Origin of the sequence: Aquaspirillum sp. LM1, from assembly GCF_002002905.1 — a bacterium.
GTDB lineage: Bacteria > Pseudomonadota > Gammaproteobacteria > Burkholderiales > Aquaspirillaceae > Rivihabitans.
This window is the reverse complement of the sequence record NZ_CP019509.1, coordinates 3,347,960-3,365,809: the sequence shown is the minus strand read 5'-3', so window position 1 is coordinate 3,365,809 and position 17,850 is coordinate 3,347,960. Positions and strand designations below refer to the sequence as shown.

The window sequence follows — 17,850 nt, the reverse complement described above, 5'->3', positions numbered from 1 at the left end:
GTCAGCGCTGGGGGGAAGTTGACAAGGGGCGTTCACACACCACGGTGAACAGGGTGACTTCGCGGCCTTCTGCCGGCTGGCCCTGGGTGTGAAAGCTCACCCGCGCGTCGGTAAAGCCCAGAATGCCCAGCGCCGAAATGAAAAACTGCGGGGTGAAATGCCACCAGGTGTGCACCTGTTTCATGCCTTGATGCGGCAGCAGCATGCACACTGGCCCGTCGCCCAGCGTCGGGTTCCATACTTCGGTGATGATCATCGTGCGTTCGGTGCGCCTGGCCACGCTTTCCAGCAGGTCGAACGGGCGGCGGCAGTGCAGCAGCACTGAGGCCAGCAGGCCGATGTCAAACTGCCCGGCTTCAGCCGGAATCTGGTTTGGGTCGGTTTCCAGCAGCCGCACGTGCGAGTGTTTTTCGTGGTGGACATACCAGAACGAATTGCGCACCTTCTGGATTTCGGCGGTGAATTCACGCCGCCAGGCGGCAAAGTCGTAGCCCTCGAACGGCACGGCATCCCACAGGTAGGACAGCGGCGGTTCCACGCAGGTGACGCGAGCGCCCTGGCTTTCCATGTAAAACGACAGAAAACCACTGGCCGGCCCCACTTCCAGCACCGAGCGCTGATCCAGGCTCACTCCACCCAGGTATTGGGCGGCATGCTGGCGCAAATCCCACTGACCGATGACCTCGCCTTCAGCCAGGTCAAACGAGTGATAAAAACTGCAGTCCTGGCGCGCAGGCCGGGGATACGTGGCAAATAACGGCTGGGTGTGCGCTTGGGCAGGCATCGGTAATCATCCTTGTTAAGTCAGCGGTAAATGGGGCGTCGGCGGCTCAGTGCGGCGCGCGCGCAGCGGCGTGCAGCGCCAGTTCGGTCAGCAGCCGGCCCACCACCAGCGGGGTGGATGCGGCGTGGCGCATGCCGCGTTGGCGGGCGGTGTGGTGGTAGTCGGGGGCGGTGGCGTACAGTTGGCGCAGTGCTTGCGCCCAGTGGGCCATGGGCGCGTGCGGGTCCAGCGTGATGCCGCTCTCGCCCACCAGCGCCGGCAGCGCGCCCCGGTGGCTGGCCAGCACCGGCAGGCCATTGAGCTGGGCCTCGATCACCGTGCGGCCAAACGATTCTTCCCAGATCGACGGCATCAGCAGCACCTTGGCCTGGGCATACGCTTCACGCATGTCCAGCGTGGGCGCACACCAGTGGATATTGCCCAGCTCCTGGGCGCGCACCAGGCAATGCTCACGCCAGGCCGGGGCCAGATGCCAGCTTTCGTACACCAGAAACGGCAGCTCCGGGCAGGCGGCGGCCAGGGCAAACAGGATTTCCACCCCCTTGATTGGCGTTGGATTGATAAACAGCACCTGCTCGCCAGTGTGCGCTACCAGATAGCGTTCGGGGTCGACAATCGGTGGAATCACGCAGCAGTCGATGCCGCTGAGCGCCCGCCAGCGTTGGGCGGTAAAGTCGGAATTGGCAAAGTAGCGTAGCGAGGGATCGGGGGTCAGCGTGCCGGCCAGCTGGTGGGTTTCCACATTGTGCAGGTACACCGCCGTGGGCAGGCCGGTGGCCAGGCTGCGAATCACCATCGGCAGCAGGCTGGTTCCGGTTTGCACCACTATCACCTCGGCGTGCCAGCTTGCCGCTGCCTCGGCCAGCGCGGTTTCTGGGTGGTGCGCGCGCATCACCCGATAGCCCAGTTGGCTGTCCTGACTCAGGGGTGTGGCGCTGGCGTTGGGCTGGCCACACAGCACGGCGGCATGGCCGCCCATGGCCTGAATTGCCAGGCACAGGTCGTGGGTGGTGGTTTGCAAGCCGCCGTGAATGTCAGGCAGGTGAGGGTAGTTGGACACAAAAAGAACACGCATGCTCGCCTGCCTGGCTGGGAAAAACGATCGTCAGCGGAGTGTCTGCCCGCTGGCCATCAGGATTGAATGGTGCTGGAATTGCTGTTGAGCAGCGTGTTCAGCACCAGGGTGGGGTTGGCCTGCTGCGTGCTGTCGGTATTGGTGCGCACGCGGTCTGGTGCCAGCTGCTGCTCGGGCAGGTTGGGGCTGCCGGGCCGGTCGCTGAGGCTGACCAGCGGTTGCGGCGGGGTGGGTGGTGGTGGCGGCTGGTTGGGACGGGCCTGGGTCCGCTCCAGCTGGGTCAGCTGGTTGGTCAGCTGCTGGGGTTCCATCCGGGTGGGCGCAGACGGGCCATTGCTGTTGCTGCGCACCGAAAAACCTGGCCGGGTGACGGTTTGCGAGCCACTGCCATTGCTCACCCGCATTTGCTGGCCAAACAGGAAAGTAGACTGGGTGCCGCCGCCGGACACCGACACCAGGGTGATGCCGCCCAGCACTTCCACCGTGGCATCCGGCGTGGTGATCACTGCCGCGTTATTTTTGCTGATATGGCCGCCGACAATCCGCAACGAGCCTTTGTTCAGCCCCAGGCGAATCTGCCCTTGCCGGGCGTCGGCGTCGTAGCTGAATTCATCGATGGTCAGTTCCGAATCCGGGCCCAGCGTCAGCGCCGATTGATCCAGAAACAGCACATGCAGCGGACTATCACTCTGGGTGTGCAGACGCATGCCCGGGGTGATGTCGCTGCCCACGTGCAGGGTATTGCCGCCATCGGCGGGCGTGCTGCTCGGGCTGAGCGCGGTGACCACGCCCACGGGTGCCGGAATGTCCGCTGCCTGGGCAATGCCCACCGGCAGCGCAGTGCTGGTCAGCGCGGCGGCGAGCCACCAGTCGCGGTAAAAGGGTGGGCTCATGGCAAACTCCTTGGGCGATCAGCGCCGGATTGCGTCAGGTAAAAAGGCATATGGGGTCGATTCAGAAACGGTAAGCCACCGCGCCCATCAGCGAGGTGTTCTTGGCCTGGTAGTTGGCCAGGTTGGAATGGGTTTTGACGTGTTCCAGCTGCATCAGCACCGACCAGCTGCTGCTGATCGGCACCGACAGGCTGGCCCCCACGCGCCAGTCATTGTCCTTGCGCGACACGCCCGCGTGGATGTCCGGATCCGCCGCGCCATACTTGCGTTGCCCAGCCCCGGCCCACAGTGCGTTGCTCCAGTAGCCGCCGGCCACGCCGGACAGCGGGCTGGCGTAGCTGGTGGAATAGGTGATGCGCAGCTCCTGGCCGTTGTAATCATAGTAGGCCCGGCCAGTCTGGTGATGGCGCAAGCCCAGTTCGGCGCTGAGCAGGTGGCCAGGGGCGATTTCCCGGCTCAGTTGCAGACGCAGATGGTTGTCCGGGCCGCTCAGCTGCTCGGCGGCGGGCACATCCACCCGGTTGGCGTAGTGGGTGCGACGATATTCATACGTGGCGCTGGCCAGGGTTTTTTCGTCAATCTGGTAGTCTGCGTCCAGCCCCAGCCCACGGTTGCTCAGGTAGCGATGCCCTTGCGCGGCCAGCTCGGCCAGAATCAGGTAGGGGCGCACGCGCAGGCCAGGCAGGGCAATGGCTGCCGGCTTGAAGCGCACCCCGGTGGTCAGCTCGCCAAAGGCCAGATCGTAAGGGTCTTCCTGATTGGCGCGCAGTTGCCGGCCAGTGGATGACTGGTAGTCGGTGATCTGCCCCACCAGCGAGCTGACCAGCGCGGCTTCGTTCTGCCAGCCCAGGTCGTAGCGGTGGTCCAGCCGGGCGGTCAGCTGCACATCGGTGTCAGCCTTGGGCTTGATCCCTTCGGCCAGCGGCGTCAGGCTGCCGGCGGCGTATACCTGCGCGGCGTCACTGCGTGCGCTGGGGTTGCTTTGCCGGCGCACGCCGAGCATCACCACCCCGGTCAGCTGCGAGGGCTGATTGCGGGCGCTGACATCGCGCAGCAGGGTTTGCGCCATCGTGCGCTGTTCGCTGGCCAGCCGGGCGTCGTCCAGTGCCTGACGCAACAGGCTTTCCGACATCTGGTATGAGCCCAGCCGGTAGTACAGCACCGCCAGCTCCACCCGGATGGCCGGCTGCGGGTCGGCGTTCAGCAGCAGACGCTCCAGCGCGGCCACGCCGCCTTCGTAATTGCCGGCGGCAATCAGCAGCCGGGCGTATTGCAGGCCGATTTCATGGTTGGCCGGGGTTTTCAGCACCTGACGAAACGCTTCATCCACCTGGCGGTCCAGCGCGGGAATACCTGGCACTTCCTGCGCCATGGCCAGACTGCTGACGCACAACAACACCGCCCCCCTGGTCCAATGCCCTGGCGGGAAACGCAGTTGGTTTGGCAAATGGGCCAATTTGAAGCTCCTCAACAATTTAGCGGGCGTGAATTTAGGGGGACGCTGAAAAAACCACCATTCCCGCGAGGGTGGGAGGCCAGGATGTTGATTTTGCTATGTTTTAATTTTGGCGAACACGGTTTTTCTGAATGAATCAGCGTATCCTTGGCAGGCGTGGCGGAAGATGATTGTTCTGAATATTAGCCGAATTATACCGCGCTCAGGATGAAATAAAATTGCTTTGCGATACAAATACATGGTTATCCGGCGCTGGCAGGGTAGCAGGATCGAAGTATCCCTACAAATAAAATGGTTTTGTGCGTCGGGCTTTTCCTTGTCTGATCGAGATTAAGCCGGGTTGGTTGTCAGAATTATGCTTTTTAATTATGTGATCCGAGCATATGCTGGCTGCTTGTTTTGGCGCAATGCGGCAAGAAGCGTGATGATGGTGTGGATGCTTGTTTTTGAGGGGATGTTGTCAGAATTATGCTTTGGCATATTGATTGAGGGTCGTGCCAAATGCACCGAGAGAATACTTTGCTGAGGAAACGCTGAAAAAATCGTCATTCCCACAAAGGCGGGAATCCAGGGTGTTGATTTTGCTGGGTTTTGCTTTTGGCAAACACGATTTTTCTGAATAAATCAGTGCTTCCCCAAGGCACTGGCTGCGGCACACGCGGCAGGGTGCCGGCCTGCGCCCGCCCCGAAACGCCCTGGGCGCGGCATCCGGCCTGTCCATTTCGGCCTGATCCCGCTAAAATCGGGGTTTTGCTTGATACGGCGCTGCCCGCATGCTCACCATTGCCCTCTCCAAGGGGCGGATCTTTGATGAAACGCTGCCGCTTCTGGCTGCGGCTGGCATCATCCCCGCCGAAGACCCGGAATCCTCCCGCAAGCTGATTCTGGCCACCAACCAGCCCGACGTCCGGCTGGTGATTGTGCGCGCCACCGATGTCCCCACCTATGTGCAACACGGCGCAGCCGACCTGGGCATTGCCGGGCGCGATGTGCTGATCGAGCATGGCGGTGCTGGCCTCTATCAGCCGCTGGACCTGAACATTGCCTGCTGCAAGATGATGGTGGCTGCGCCCAATGGCTTTGACTACGCCGCCGCCGTGCAGCATGGCGCGCGCCTGTCGGTGGCCACCAAGTACCCGAATATTGCCCGCGAACACTTTGCCGCCAAGGGCGTGCATGTGGACGTGATCAAGCTGTATGGCTCGATGGAGCTGGCCCCGCTGGTGGGGCTGGCCGATGCGATTGTCGATCTGGTGTCTACCGGTGGCACGCTGAAAGCCAATAACCTGACCCCGGTCGAGCATATTCTCGACATCAGCTCGCAACTGATCGTCAACCAGGCGGCGCTCAAGCTCAAGCACGCCGCCATCCGCCCGGTGATCGACGCCTTCGCGGCCACGCTCACCCGCTGAATCCGGCGCAGGCCGGATCGTCAGGAGACGCCCAATGTGGGAATCCGCCCTTACCGTGACGGTGATTGCCACCCTGGCCATGGTCAGCCCAGGCCCGGATTTTGTGCTGGTGGTGAAAAACGCCGCGCGCCATTCGCGCCAGGCGGCGTTGATGACCACGCTGGGCATCAATCTGGGCATTGCCGTGCACATGAGCTATTGCATTCTGGGTCTGGCGCTGATCATCGCCCAGACGCCCTGGCTGTTTGGCCTGCTCAAGTATGCGGGGGCCGGCTACCTGATCTGGATTGGCGTGCAGGCGCTGTTCAGCCGCACCGACGCGCTGGGCGACGGTCCGACGGCACACCCACGCCAGCCGGTCAGCCTGCGGCGGGCGTTCTGGGAGGGCCTGCTGTGCAATCTGCTCAACCCCAAGGCCACGCTGTTTTTCTTCAGCGTGTTCACCCAGCTGCTGCGCCCTGATTCCAGCCTGGCCGAAAAAGCCCTGATCGGCCTGATCATCCTGCTGCTGGGGGTGGTGTACTGGCCGCTGGTGGTGCTGGCGGTGCAGCATCCTGCCGTGCTGGGCAGCCTGCGCCGGGTGCAGGGCCGCATCGACCGCCTGCTGGGCGGGGTGCTGGTGGCGCTGGGGGTCAAGGTTGGCCTGTCGTAACCGGGTGCCGCGCCCGCTTGCCTCCATCCGCCTTGGTGCGCCGCGCAGCCTGCCCCTTCCCCCCTGTTTTTGCAGCGGGTGCGATGACCTTGTTTAACATTCCTTTAGCTGGATACCCGACATGATGCATCTGCTTGATTCCCGTCAGCCTGGCTTTGACGCCGCGCTGCACCACTTGCTGGCGTTTGAAACCGCGCAGGACCCGGCGGTGGACCATGCCGTGGCCGAGATCATTGCCAACGTGCAAACCCGTGGCAACGCCGCGCTGATGGAATATACCGCCCGCTTCGACCGCCTGAGCGTGTCCGACGCCAGCCAGCTGGAGCTGAGTCAGGCGGAACTCGACGCCGCGCTGCGACGCCTGCCCGCCGCCACCCGCGCCGCGCTGGAAGCCGCTGCCGAGCGCGTGCGCAGCTACCATGAGCGCCAGGTGATGCAGTCGTGGAGCTATACCGAGGCTGACGGCACCCGGCTGGGCCAGCAAGTCACCGCGCTGGACCGCGTCGGCATTTATGTACCCGGCGGCAAGGCGTCCTACCCGTCGTCGGTGCTGATGAACGCCATCCCGGCCAAGGTCGCCGGCGTGGGCGAAATCATTATGGTGGCACCGACTCCGGGCGGGGAACGTAACGACATCGTGCTGGCCGCCGCGCGCATTGCCGGCGTGGATCGCGTGTTCACCGTCGGCGGTGCCCAGGCGGTGGCCGCGCTGGCCTACGGCACCGAAACCATCCCGGCAGTGGACAAGATCACCGGCCCCGGCAACGCCTACGTGGCCGCCGCCAAGCGCCGGGTGTTTGGCGTGGTTGGCATCGACATGGTGGCCGGCCCGTCGGAAATCCTGGTGATTTGCGACGGCCAGACCGACCCGGACTGGATTGCCATGGACCTGTTCAGCCAGGCCGAGCACGACGAAATCGCCCAGGCCATCCTGCTGTGTCCGGATGCCGACTTTATTGCCCGTGTGCGTGCCAGTATCGAGCGCCTGCTGCCGGAGATGCCGCGCCAGGACATCATCCGCGCCTCGCTGTCGGGTCGCGGTGCGCTGATTCAGGTGGCTGACCTGGATGAAGCCTGCCAGATTGCCAACTTCATTGCCCCGGAACATCTGGAGCTGTCGGTGGCCGAGCCAGCGGCCTGGCTGCCCAAGCTCAAGCACGCCGGTGCCATCTTCATGGGCCGCTTTGCCTCGGAAAGCCTGGGCGACTACTGTGCCGGCCCCAACCACGTGCTGCCCACCAGCCGCACCGCCCGCTTTGCCAGCCCGCTGGGGGTATACGACTTCCAGAAGCGCACCAGCCTGATTGAAGTGTCCGCCGTTGGCGCACAGACGCTGGGCCGCATCGCCAGCACCCTGGCCCACGGTGAAGGCCTGACCGCGCACGCACGCAGCGCGGAATTCCGCCTGCAGGATTAAGCCGTCTTGCCTTGCCGGGCGCTGTGCGTCACCGCCTGGCAAGGCCGCCTGCCGCTGCATCCCCCCTCCTCTGCATAAGCTCAGCACATTCCGGACATGCGCGCCCTCGCGGGCTGGGCGATACTGACGCCTTGTCCATTGCGCCGCCTGGGCGCAGTCTGTCAGGAGTCGTCTGCATGCCTCGTTACGCCCGCCATCTGGCCGAACACACCATCGTCAACCCCTTTCCCGGCATTGTGAAGCTGGAGCGTCGGCTGGGCCATGCCGTGCCGGTGCGCATTGGCTCCAACGAAGGCCTGGCCGAGCCGGCGTCGCCGCTGGTGGCGGCCTTTGGCCCGGCGCTGGCGGATCTGGCCCGGCTCTATCCCGACCCGTATGCACTGGCGCTGCGCGAGCAACTGGCCACCCTGGCCGGCTGCCAGCCCGAGCAGGTGGTGATCGACGCCGGAGCAGACAGCCTGATTCTGCTGGCCTTGCGGCTGTGCGTGAATCCTGGCGATCCGGTGGTGACCACGGCGGGCAGTTATCCGACTTTTCGTTATTTTGCCGAAGGGGTGGGCGCGCGGCTGGTGGAGGTGCCTTACCAGCCATATGCACAGGGCCTGCGCCCGGATTGGGCGGCGCTGGTGGCAACCGCCAACGCGGAGCGCGCGGCGGTGCTGTATCTGGCCAATCCGGATAACCCAACCGGCTACGCCTGGCCGGCAGAGGTGATTCTGGCGTTGCGTGCCGCGCTGAATCCGGACACGCTGTTGCTGCTGGATGAAGCCTATGTGGAGTTCATCGACCCGGCCAAGGCTCCGCCAGCTGGGGTGTTGCCGGGCACACTGCGTTTGCGCACCTTGTCCAAGGCGTATGCGCTGGCCGGCTTGCGAGTGGGCTATGCGCTGGGCGAGGCGAGCCTGATAGCCAAGGCAGACCAGATTCGCCCGCAGTTTGCCCTGTCCAGCTGGGCGCAGGCGGCCGCGCAGACCGTGCTGGCCGATCCGGCTTACGCGCCGGCCCTGTGCCAGCATACGCTGCAGCTGCGTGAACAACTGAGCGCCGCCTTGCTGGCGCGTGGCCGGCAGCCGTTTCCGTCATCGACCAACTTTGTCTGCCTGGCCTGCGCCGACAGCCAGGAAGCCGAGCGCATCCAGCAGGCTTTGCTGGCGCAGGGGATTGCCCTGCACCGACCGCCGCACCCGGCGGCCAATCACCTGCTGCGCATCACGGCCCACCCGGCGGCACTCAGCGACGCCGTGCTGGCGGCACTGGCGTGTCGCTGAGCGGGCAGGGTGGTGCGCAGATGCATCACCTGGCGCGGCCCATCAACCCGGTAGCGGCTGGGGGTATCCTGCGTGGTGCTTGGGTCGGCCAGGACCGTGTCAGTATCGGACGTGTCACTCACCATTGACAGATTGACCCGGTGCACGGCAAGCCCCACCGTTCAGGGCGAGGAAGGATAGCGCGGACGGCGTAGCCGTCCTTGCCGTCGATGGGGGTGGGCTGTAAAAATACCCGTATGCAACGCCTTCAAGCCTACAAATACGAACTGATGCCGACCGGCCAACAGCAGCGCGACATGCGCCGCTTTGCTGGCTCGTGCCGCTTCGTGTTCAACAAGGCATTGGCCTTGCAAAAGGAGCGCTACGAGCAAGGCAAGAAGAAGCTCGGCTACGCAGGGCTGTGCAAGCTGCTCACCGAGTGGCGCAATGGATCTGAAACGCCGTGGCTGGCCGATGCGCCGGTTCATCCGCTGCAACAGACGCTCAAGGACCTGGAGCGCGCTTACGCCAACTTCTTCGCCAAGCGGGCCGACTTCCCGCGTTTCAAGAAGAAGGGCCAGTCCGACAGCTTCCGTTATCCAGACCCGAAACAGATCAAGCTCGACCAGGCCAATGCCCGAATCTTCCTGCCCAAGCTCGGCTGGCTGCGCTACTGCAACAGCCGGGAAGTGTTGGGTGCGGTGAAAAACGTGACCGTCAGCCAGTCCTGCGGCAAATGGTCCGTGTCGATCCAGACCGAACGCGAGGTCGAGCAGCCCATCCCGCAGGGCGGTGCAGTCGGCATCGACCTGGGCATTGCACGGTTTGCCACGCTCTCGGATGGCACCTTTCATGCCCCGCTCAACAGCTTCAAGCGACACGAAGCCCGCTTGCGCAAAGCGCAGCAGGCCATGAGCCGCAAGACCAGATTCAGCAACAACTGGAAGAAGGCAAAGTCCAGAATCCAGCGTATCCATTCCCGTATCGGCAATGCCCGCCGCGACTTCCTGCACAAGTGCTCCACCACGATCAGCCAAAACCACGCGATGGTGTGTATCGAGGACTTGCAGGTGAGGAACATGTCCAGGTCGGCAGCAGGCACGGCAGATGCACCGGGAAGAAATGTTCGGGCCAAGTCCGGCCTGAACAAGTCCATCCTCGATCAAGGATGGGCCGAGTTCCGCCGCCAATTGGACTACAAACTGGCGTGGAACGGTGGACATCTCATCGCCGTGCCGGCGCAGAACACCAGCCGGACGTGTCCGTGCTGCGGCCATGTGTCGGCGGACAACCGCCAGACGCAGGCACGGTTTCAGTGTGTGGAATGCGGTTTCGAGGAAAACGCCGATCTGGTCGGCGCGATCAACATCCTGTCTCGCGGGATGCAACGATTGCGAGACGAAGGGCAGGACACGGCGGACGCTTCCGCCGGGCGGGAAACCGTAGCCCGGATCGCCTGTGAAGTGAGCGGTGCGGTCATGCCGCCAGCAGCAGGAACCCACCGAAGCGACTCATGCCGACTCGATGCCGGGATGAGCGCCGTAGGAATCCCCCGACTTTAGGCGGGGGAGGATGTCAAATTGCCGCGTTGCAAGGGAAAGCAATGTGCAATCCCGGCAAACTGCTGAACTGAAATTTCCATTTTTCAGAGACCTTCTTTTTCAACACACTGAGCGCGGCACAAAACGCAATCGTGTGTGGCCTGCCGTAGCTGCATGCAGTACGGCCCAGCGCCACACCTTGAAAGGTGTTTTGTGCCTGGCTCCAGGATGTCGGAGCGTATTGCCCCGACGCGGATGGGCAGGGTGGCGGGTAGCCGCCCTGCCCGGATTCCTGCCTGACCCAGGCGGATGGCCCGGTCAGGAGAAGGGCGTCCTCGGTGGGGTGATGCCCTTCGGATTATTGCAATATCAATTGTGTGTCTTACCTGTGCTTTAGCCCCCTATCACTCCCGCCGCCGCACCCAGGCCAATCAGCCACACCGGGTTGATGCGCCCGTGCAGCGAGGCCGCCACCGCCACGGCGCACAGCGCGGCATCGGCCCAGCTGTGCACGGTGTTGCGGGTGAGTACCCAGCCGGCAGCCAGAATCAGGCCGATGGTCAGCGGGGCCAGACCGGATTTGATCACCCGCCGCCAGCGCGCTTGCGGGTTGCGCGCCATGGCACGGCCCGCCAGCAGCGCCAGGGTGGACGAGGGGCCACACATGGCTACCGTGGATGCCACCGCCCCCGGCCAGCCGGCCACTTTCCAGCCAATCAGGGTGATAAACAGCACATTCGGCCCGGGCGAGGCCTGGGCAATGGCAAACAGCGCGGCGAATTCGTCGCCGCGCATCCAGCCGCGCTGCTCGATCACATAGCGGTGAATCTCCGGCACCATGGCGTTGGCACCGCCAATGGCCATCAGCGAAATCATCAGGCACAGCCAGGCAATTTCTGGCCACAGGCTTTCGTCGTGCATGTCAGCGCTCCTCGCGTGCCGCCCAGAGCAGCGCCATCGGGCCGGCAATCAGCAGCACCTTGAGCAAGGGCCAGCCCAGTCCGGCGATGGCGGCCATGGCCAGCAGCGCCACGGCCACGGTGCGTGGGTTTTTCGGGTGCAGCCAGGCCATTTTCAGGCCCATGGCCACCAGCAGACCGCAGGCAGCGGCAGCCATGCCACTGATGGCGTGCTGCACCACCGGCAGGTGGCCATAGCGCTGGTGCAGGGTGGCCAGGCTGAGCACCACGATCAGCGGGCCGGTCAACAGGCCGGCCACTGCTGCCAGCGCGCCGGGCAGGCCCCGGCGGCGGTCGCCCAGCATCACCGCCAGGTTGACAATATTCGGGCCAGGCAATAACTGACCCAGGCTGAGCAGTTCAACGAATTCGGCTTCATCCAGCCAGCCGCGTTTTTCCACCAGGGTGCGGCGGGTGATGGGCAGTACGCCGCCAAACCCGGACAGGGCGACGGTGGAAAACCCGGTAAACAGTTGCACAACAGTCGGAACACTCCGGACAGACATCACATTCTCCAGCACGGGGCACATTCATCTCCGGAATCATCGCATGCCCGATTCGGGGAAGTGAAAAAAATGGCGGGCCAACGCCGGGATCAAGCCGGCCCGCCACAAGGCTGGGGATGCAGAGGCTGGCGGGTACCAGGAGGGGATCCTGGTGCCCGCCAGCTATCGTTAGTATCAGCCCGGAAAAATCCATACATCCTGTTCTGGCAGCGCCAGCCAGTGCTCGCCCGCCCCCAGCGCCCGTTCGCCGTAGGCGCGCAGCCGGGTGTGGCCGGGGTGGAACAGGTATTCCCAGCGGTCGCCAAGGAACATTGATGTCACCAGCGGCAGGGCAATGTGGTTGTCGCCGGGGCCGTCGGCCACGCGCACGCGCTCCAGGCGGATCATCGCCGTGGCGGCGCGGCCGGGCTGGGCGTCGCCACGCAGGCTGCCCCAGAACGACCAACCCTCGCCGCTGATCCTGGCGCGACCATCGCGCACCTCGCTGATCTGGCCATTCAGCCGGCGATGGGGGTGGGCTGTATAAAATACCAGTATGCAACGCCTTCAAGCCTACAAATACGAACTGATGCCGACCGGCGAACAGCAGCGCGACATGCGCCGCTTCGCCGGGTCGTGTCGCTTCGTGTTCAACAAGGCGCTGGCGTTGCAAAAGGAGCGCTACGAGCAAGGCAAGAAGAAGCTTGGCTACGCAGGGCTGTGCAAGCTGCTCACCGAGTGGCGCAATGGATCTGAAACGCCGTGGCTGGCCGATGCGCCCGTTCATCCGCTGCAACAAACGCTCAAGGATCTGGAGCGTGCTTACACCAACTTCTTCGCCAAGCGGGCCGACTTCCCGCGTTTCAAGAATAAGGGCCAGTCCGACAGCTTCCGCTATCCAGACCCGAAACAGATCAAGCTCGACCAGGCCAACAGCCGAATCTTCCTGCCCAAGCTCGGCTGGCTGCGCTACCGCAACAGCCGGGAAGTATTGGGTGCGGTGAAAAACGTGACCGTCAGCCTGTCGGCAGGCAAGTGCTTCGTCTCGATCCAGACCGAACGCGAGGTCGAACAGCCGATACCCAACGGCGGTTCAGTCGGCATCGACCTGGGCGTGGTGCGCTTCGCCACGCTCTCGGATGGCACGTTCTACGCACCGCTCAACAGCTTCAGGCGGCATGAAACGGCGCTGCGCAAAGCGCAACAGGCCATGAGCCGCAAGACCAAGTTCAGCCACAACTGGAAGAAGGCGAAAACCCGCGTCCAGCGCATCCATTCCCGCATCGGCAACGCCCGCCGCGACTTCCTGCACAAAGCCACGACCACGATCAGCCAAAACCACGCGATGGTGTGTATCGAGGACTTGCAGGTGCGGAATATGTCCAGGTCGGCGGCAGGTACAACCGAAACACCGGGCAAGAACGTTCGGGCAAAATCCGGGCTGAACAAGGCCATTCTGGATCAGGGATGGGCCGAGTTCAGGCGGCAACTGGACTACAAGCTGGCGTGGAACGGTGGACATCTCATCGCCGTGCCGGCGCAGAACACCAGCCGGACGTGTCCGTGCTGCGGCCATGTGTCGGCGGACAACCGCCAGACGCAAGCCCGGTTCCAGTGTGTTGAATGCGGTTTTAAGGAAAACGCCGATCTGGTCGGCGCGATCAATGTGCTAAGGGCGGGACACGCCCGGTTAGCCTGTGAAGTGAGCGGTGCAGTCATGCCGCCAGCAGCAGGAACCCGCCGAAGCGACTTATGCCGGCTAGATGCCGGGATGAGCGCCGTAGGAATCCCCCGACTTTAGGCGGGGGAGGATGTCAACCATAGCATCCTGTGGGATGCGCTTAGCTCGCGGCATGCGCCCGGTCTTGCGTCTGCGCGACGCCATCTTGCAGCGTGACGCCACCTCGCTGACGCCGCTGCCAGAACACACCGTGCCCAGCGAACTGTCGCCGCTGGTGGCGGCGCTCAACCAGTACATGCATCGTCTGTCTGCCCAGCGTGGGCTGCAGCAACGCTTTATTGCCGACGCCTCGCACCAGCTGCGCACCCCACTCACCTTGCTGAACACCCAGGCTGAATTTGCCCTGCGACAGACCGACCCGGTGGCGCTGCGCGAGGTGGTGACCGCACTGCATGCCCATACCGGCCAGACCATCCGCCTGGCCAATCAACTGCTGTCTCTGTCACGGCTGGAACCAGATCACAGCCATCTGCCTGGCGAGCGGCTGGAGCTGGTGGCGATGGTGCGTGAGCTGGCGCTGGAAATGGCACCGCTGGCGCGCGCGCGCCAGCAGGATCTGGCGCTGGACGCCGAGGTGGCATCGGCGTGGATTGTTGGCCAGGCGCTGTGTGTGCATGAATTACTGGTGAATCTGACCGACAATGCCATTCGTTACACCCAGCCCGGCGGGCAGATCACCCTGGGGGTGACCTGCGCCGAAGGTGGCTGGCTACTCAGCGTGGAAGACAACGGCCCTGGCATTGCCGTCAGCGAGCGCGAGCGGGTATTCGAGCGGTTTTACCGGGTGCTGGGCCAGAGCCAGGAAACCGGCTGCGGCCTGGGTCTGGCGATTGTGGCCGAGTGCGTGCAGGCCTTGCATGGACAGATTCAGCTCAGTCACGGCCATCAGGGCGCGGGTTTGCGGGTGACGGTTTTTCTGCCGGCAGCCAGGCCGGATTGTGCCTGAATGCGCCGCAAATCGGCCTGGAGACAGGGCTGATGCACGAGTAAACCCCTTCTCCTGAGCCGCGTGCCATGCCATCATGCGCGTGCCTCCGAGCATGGGATGACGCTGGATTTTCTGGCAGGTCGGGCTATTCTGAAAGACGTTTCCCCTGTTTTCCGATTTTTCGATGGCACTGCCGTAGGGGAATCCGTAGTTTTACGGTTGCCAAGCGGTCAAATCAGTGCTTAAGTCGCGCAGTGTTCATGCAAAATTTTGACTGGCATCAACTGTGCATCGGGATGGCACCGTAGAATGCTCGTTTGTTTTGGCGCTTGAATGCACTTCGTCTTTTGTCCAGGGCAGCCGTCAGGGTAACGGCCCAGGGTAATGGCGAGGTGAAAGCTAAAGAGCGAGCCATGTGGCAACAACCGAACAATATCCGGGAAATCCGGTCTGCTGGTGTTGCGTGTTGCCGTCTCCATGACCTGAAGAAAGAGTTACCCTACCATGAGTAAACGTATTTTTCTGGTGGATGATTCCGCCACTATTCTGTTGAGTATTTCCAATATTCTGACCAAGGCCGGATTTGAAACTGAAAAGGCCGCCAATGCCGAAGAAGCGTTGCGCAAATTTCAGTCCGGGGTCAAGGTGGACTTGCTGATTACCGATCTGAACATGCCGGGCATGAATGGCATCGAGCTGATCAAGGAAGTGCGCAAGCTGCCCAATTACCGCTTCATGCCCATTTTGTTCCTGACCACCGAATCCCAGCAAACCAAGCGAGCCGAAGCCAAGGCCGCCGGGGCGTCGGGCTGGCTGGTCAAGCCGGCCACGGCGGAATCCCTGCTCAATACCATCAAACTCGTGCTCCGCTGAGGCCTGTCCATGTCGCCATCTTCCCCGCGCAAGCCGCGCCAGATCATGTTGCGTTCCATCCTGGTGACGCTGGGTGTGTCCGTGGTGACCTGCTGGTTTGTTTTTCTTGCTCATGGCTGGTACCACGCCAGCCTGCTGCCCACTTTGGGTGTCAGCGTAGCGCTGGGCGATGCCCTGGGCACCCTGCTGGCCATGATGGCCGCGCTGGTGGGCCAACTGGTGGTGTCACGCACGTTGTTTAACGACGAAATGTTTGGCGTGGCCCACATGCAGACCCGCATGCGCGAAGAACGGGAAAAAATGCGCCTGGTGGCCGACGAAGTGGCTGGCGAATTGCTGGCGGTGAAAACCTTCGATGACGTGGTGCGCAATCAGCTGGACGGCGTGGTGGACCAGACCGAATCGGCTGCCTTCGACATGACCCAGCGTCTGCAGACCATCGACCAGGTGGTGGGCCGGCTGGACAATTTTGTCACCCGCACCACCAGCGAATCGCTGCAGCGCATCGAGGATTCGGAAGCCAGCATTGCGCAAAACCGGGCGATGATCGGCAAGATGACCGAATACATCCAGCGCCGGATTGCCGCCGCCGAAACCGACCAGCAGCGGGTCAGCCAGGTGGTGGCCGAGGCACGGGCGCTGGAGTCGCTGGTGCAGCTGATCCGCGATATTGCCGCCCAGACCAATCTGCTGGCGCTGAATGCCGCCATTGAAGCGGCCCGCGCTGGCGAAGCCGGGCGCGGTTTTGCCGTGGTGGCCGACGAAGTGCGCAAGCTGTCGCAGGAAAGTGACAAGGCGGTGACCCGGATCAACCAGGGTATTCAGGCCGTGGCCACCACCATCGAAGAGCAGTTCAGCGACGCGCTGTCCACCCAGCAGGTGGACAAGGAACGGGCGATTCTCAAGGTGTTTTCCGAACAGATGGCCGAATTGTCGCGCAGCTACGAAGAAGCCACGGAAAACGTCAAGAATGTGCTGGCCACCGTGCAGGAATGCAGCACCGAACTGTCGTCCATGTTCATGGACACCCTGGCCAGCGTGCAGTTTCAGGACGTTACCCGCCAGCAGCTGGAGCATGTGGGTGCCGCCCTGCGCCGGCTGGACAGCCACGCCATCATGCTGGCGGAGCGGCTGCGTGCCTTTGAAAACCCACAGATGGATTTCACCCCGTTGTCCGAGCATCTGAGCGCCATGTTTGACCAGTATGTGATGTCGCAACAGCGCGACACCCATCTGCGCACCCTGAGCGGTGGCGGCACTGCCCGCGCGGGGGCGGGCAGTGAAGGACCCAAGGTAGAGTTGTTCTGAAGGCACTGAGTCCTGCTGGCCGATCGCCGATGGCTGAACGATACTGAGTGAATCGTTCAGCCATTTTTTGTCGGGGTTGCCGGATAAACATGCAAAAAGAATGGGTGTTCCGAATGTGGCATATGCCGCATTCTGGCTGGGTGTGCTGCTGGAATATTACTGGGCCAAGGCCATGATGCAATTGGGGCGCGGGGTATTTTGCTGGCATTCAGCGCCGGGTGGCCGGCAGCTAAATGCCTTTTGACTCAGACACGCCATCCAGCAGGCTGCGCAATACCCCCAGCAGTAAATCGCGCTGGGTGGGATGCAGGCGGCGGAACAGACGCGATACTTCCAGGGTTTCCTGGCGGCTGGGCGGTGGAATCAAGGTTTTCTGTGTATAAACATAGGCTTCTGGCGGATCCTGGCAGAGCGTGGCCAGGGGCGCGGTTTCGATATAATCACGCTGGCCACGGCCCGTGGCCAACCATTCAATATGAACGTCGAGCACGCGCGCAGCCATGGCCAGATTGTCCATGGTGGGATCATTGCGACCGGATTCCCAGTCGCTGACGGAGGGTTGGGAAACACCGACCTGCTCGGCTAGCCATTGTTGATTATAGCCGCGGAGTTTTCGGGCTTCCCGGATGCGATGACCTATCATGGGCCACAGTGTACAAAATGTCAGGGCAATTATAGGAATAGGCTTTAACTATACGGCTTGGCATAGTCGCATACTATCGAAACGCCTTATATATTGAATATGGGCATTTCTGGCAATCCATCGCTGCCCTTATCGCGTTTAAACTCTGCTGCTGAACGGGCAAAAACTTGATCCAGGCCAGCCTGAGCTGGATTCAGGGTTGCGCAACCGGGAGAGAATGTGGGATGGTCTGGCTTGCTGAAAATAGGTTCATCGACCGGGTTGCCTGCGGCGCAAACGGCCCGTGCTGGCTGAAGCAGGCGCACCCTGCTTGCTTTGGAGCAAACCCTGTTTGAACCATCTGGCTGATGGAGGATGGCTGAGCCCGGGCGTGGTGGTGACAACGTCGCAGCAACAGGCCACCAGAATGACAAATTTTTAAGGCATACTCTGCCAA

17 protein-coding genes are annotated in these 17,850 nt (G+C 62.7%); 9 read left to right on the top strand and 8 right to left on the bottom strand.

Annotation, left to right across the window (positions count from 1 at the left end):
* Position 1: 1 nt before the first annotated feature.
* The 4 genes from BXU06_RS17920 to BXU06_RS14450 all read right to left on the bottom strand — a co-directional run bounded on the left by BXU06_RS17920 (position 2) and on the right by BXU06_RS14450 (position 4,124).
* The gene (locus BXU06_RS17920) at positions 2 to 784 is read right to left on the bottom strand and encodes a bifunctional 2-polyprenyl-6-hydroxyphenol methylase/3-demethylubiquinol 3-O-methyltransferase UbiG (RefSeq protein WP_216352491.1); all 783 of its coding nucleotides are present in this window, start codon (positions 782 to 784) and stop codon (positions 2 to 4) included.
* Positions 785 to 830: 46 nt separating this feature from the next.
* Positions 831 to 1,859 (bottom strand): glycosyltransferase, encoded by a 1,029-nt coding sequence (locus tag BXU06_RS17915; RefSeq protein ID WP_216352490.1) that lies wholly within the window; start codon positions 1,857 to 1,859, stop codon positions 831 to 833.
* A 56-nt stretch (positions 1,860 to 1,915) separates the two neighbouring features.
* Complete coding sequence (locus BXU06_RS14455; RefSeq protein ID WP_077301122.1) at positions 1,916 to 2,752, bottom strand: FecR domain-containing protein; 837 nt, start codon at positions 2,750 to 2,752, stop codon at positions 1,916 to 1,918.
* Positions 2,753 to 2,813: 61 nt separating this feature from the next.
* Positions 2,814 to 4,124: a surface lipoprotein assembly modifier gene (locus BXU06_RS14450; protein WP_216352489.1), complete on the bottom strand. Its 1,311-nt coding sequence runs from the start codon at positions 4,122 to 4,124 to the stop codon at positions 2,814 to 2,816.
* An 857-nt stretch (positions 4,125 to 4,981) separates the two neighbouring features.
* On the opposite strand from BXU06_RS14450, the gene hisG reads away from it, so the two are divergent.
* The 5 genes from hisG (at position 4,982) to BXU06_RS14425 (ending at position 10,498) form a co-directional block, all read left to right on the top strand.
* Positions 4,982 to 5,620: an ATP phosphoribosyltransferase gene (gene hisG, locus BXU06_RS14445; protein ID WP_077301119.1), complete on the top strand. Its 639-nt coding sequence runs from the start codon at positions 4,982 to 4,984 to the stop codon at positions 5,618 to 5,620.
* A gap of 34 nt (positions 5,621 to 5,654) precedes the next feature.
* Positions 5,655 to 6,272, top strand: a complete 618-nt coding sequence (locus BXU06_RS14440; protein WP_077301115.1) for a LysE family translocator — start codon at positions 5,655 to 5,657, stop codon at positions 6,270 to 6,272.
* A gap of 124 nt (positions 6,273 to 6,396) precedes the next feature.
* Positions 6,397 to 7,689, top strand: coding sequence for a histidinol dehydrogenase (gene hisD, locus BXU06_RS14435; protein ID WP_077302935.1), 1,293 nt, complete (start codon positions 6,397 to 6,399; stop codon positions 7,687 to 7,689).
* 176 nt (positions 7,690 to 7,865) lie between these two features.
* On the top strand, positions 7,866 to 8,957 hold the full coding sequence (locus BXU06_RS14430; RefSeq protein ID WP_077301112.1) for an aminotransferase class I/II-fold pyridoxal phosphate-dependent enzyme: 1,092 nt from the start codon (positions 7,866 to 7,868) through the stop codon (positions 8,955 to 8,957).
* 236 nt (positions 8,958 to 9,193) lie between these two features.
* Positions 9,194 to 10,498 (top strand): RNA-guided endonuclease TnpB family protein, encoded by a 1,305-nt coding sequence (locus BXU06_RS14425; RefSeq protein WP_077302933.1) that lies wholly within the window; start codon positions 9,194 to 9,196, stop codon positions 10,496 to 10,498.
* Positions 10,499 to 10,870: 372 nt separating this feature from the next.
* Here BXU06_RS14425 and BXU06_RS14420 read toward each other — a convergent pair whose 3' ends face one another.
* From BXU06_RS14420 to BXU06_RS14410, 3 genes are all read right to left on the bottom strand, one after another.
* Positions 10,871 to 11,398, bottom strand: a complete 528-nt coding sequence (locus BXU06_RS14420) for a chromate transporter (RefSeq protein WP_077301109.1) — start codon at positions 11,396 to 11,398, stop codon at positions 10,871 to 10,873.
* A gap of 1 nt (position 11,399) precedes the next feature.
* Positions 11,400 to 11,942, bottom strand: a complete 543-nt coding sequence (locus BXU06_RS14415; RefSeq protein WP_150125222.1) for a chromate transporter — start codon at positions 11,940 to 11,942, stop codon at positions 11,400 to 11,402.
* Between the two features lie 174 nt (positions 11,943 to 12,116).
* Positions 12,117 to 12,422: a hypothetical protein gene (locus tag BXU06_RS14410; RefSeq protein WP_077301103.1), complete on the bottom strand. Its 306-nt coding sequence runs from the start codon at positions 12,420 to 12,422 to the stop codon at positions 12,117 to 12,119.
* Positions 12,423 to 12,477: 55 nt separating this feature from the next.
* Between BXU06_RS14410 and BXU06_RS14405 the strand changes: the two genes are divergently transcribed.
* From BXU06_RS14405 to BXU06_RS14390, 4 genes are all read left to right on the top strand, one after another.
* The gene (locus tag BXU06_RS14405; protein ID WP_077301100.1) at positions 12,478 to 13,722 is read left to right on the top strand and encodes an RNA-guided endonuclease TnpB family protein; all 1,245 of its coding nucleotides are present in this window, start codon (positions 12,478 to 12,480) and stop codon (positions 13,720 to 13,722) included.
* 34 nt (positions 13,723 to 13,756) lie between these two features.
* Positions 13,757 to 14,608: a HAMP domain-containing sensor histidine kinase gene (locus BXU06_RS14400; RefSeq protein ID WP_171982233.1), complete on the top strand. Its 852-nt coding sequence runs from the start codon at positions 13,757 to 13,759 to the stop codon at positions 14,606 to 14,608.
* Positions 14,609 to 15,094: 486 nt separating this feature from the next.
* Positions 15,095 to 15,463, top strand: coding sequence for a response regulator (locus BXU06_RS14395; protein WP_077301097.1), 369 nt, complete (start codon positions 15,095 to 15,097; stop codon positions 15,461 to 15,463).
* A 9-nt stretch (positions 15,464 to 15,472) separates the two neighbouring features.
* Entirely contained in the window at positions 15,473 to 16,771 is a 1,299-nt protein-coding gene (locus tag BXU06_RS14390) for a methyl-accepting chemotaxis protein (RefSeq protein ID WP_077301096.1), read from the top strand.
* Between the two features lie 229 nt (positions 16,772 to 17,000).
* On the opposite strand, the gene BXU06_RS14385 is transcribed toward BXU06_RS14390, so the two are convergent.
* Positions 17,001 to 17,414, bottom strand: a complete 414-nt coding sequence (locus tag BXU06_RS14385; RefSeq protein WP_077301095.1) for a helix-turn-helix domain-containing protein — start codon at positions 17,412 to 17,414, stop codon at positions 17,001 to 17,003.
* Positions 17,415 to 17,850: the final 436 nt, after the last annotated feature.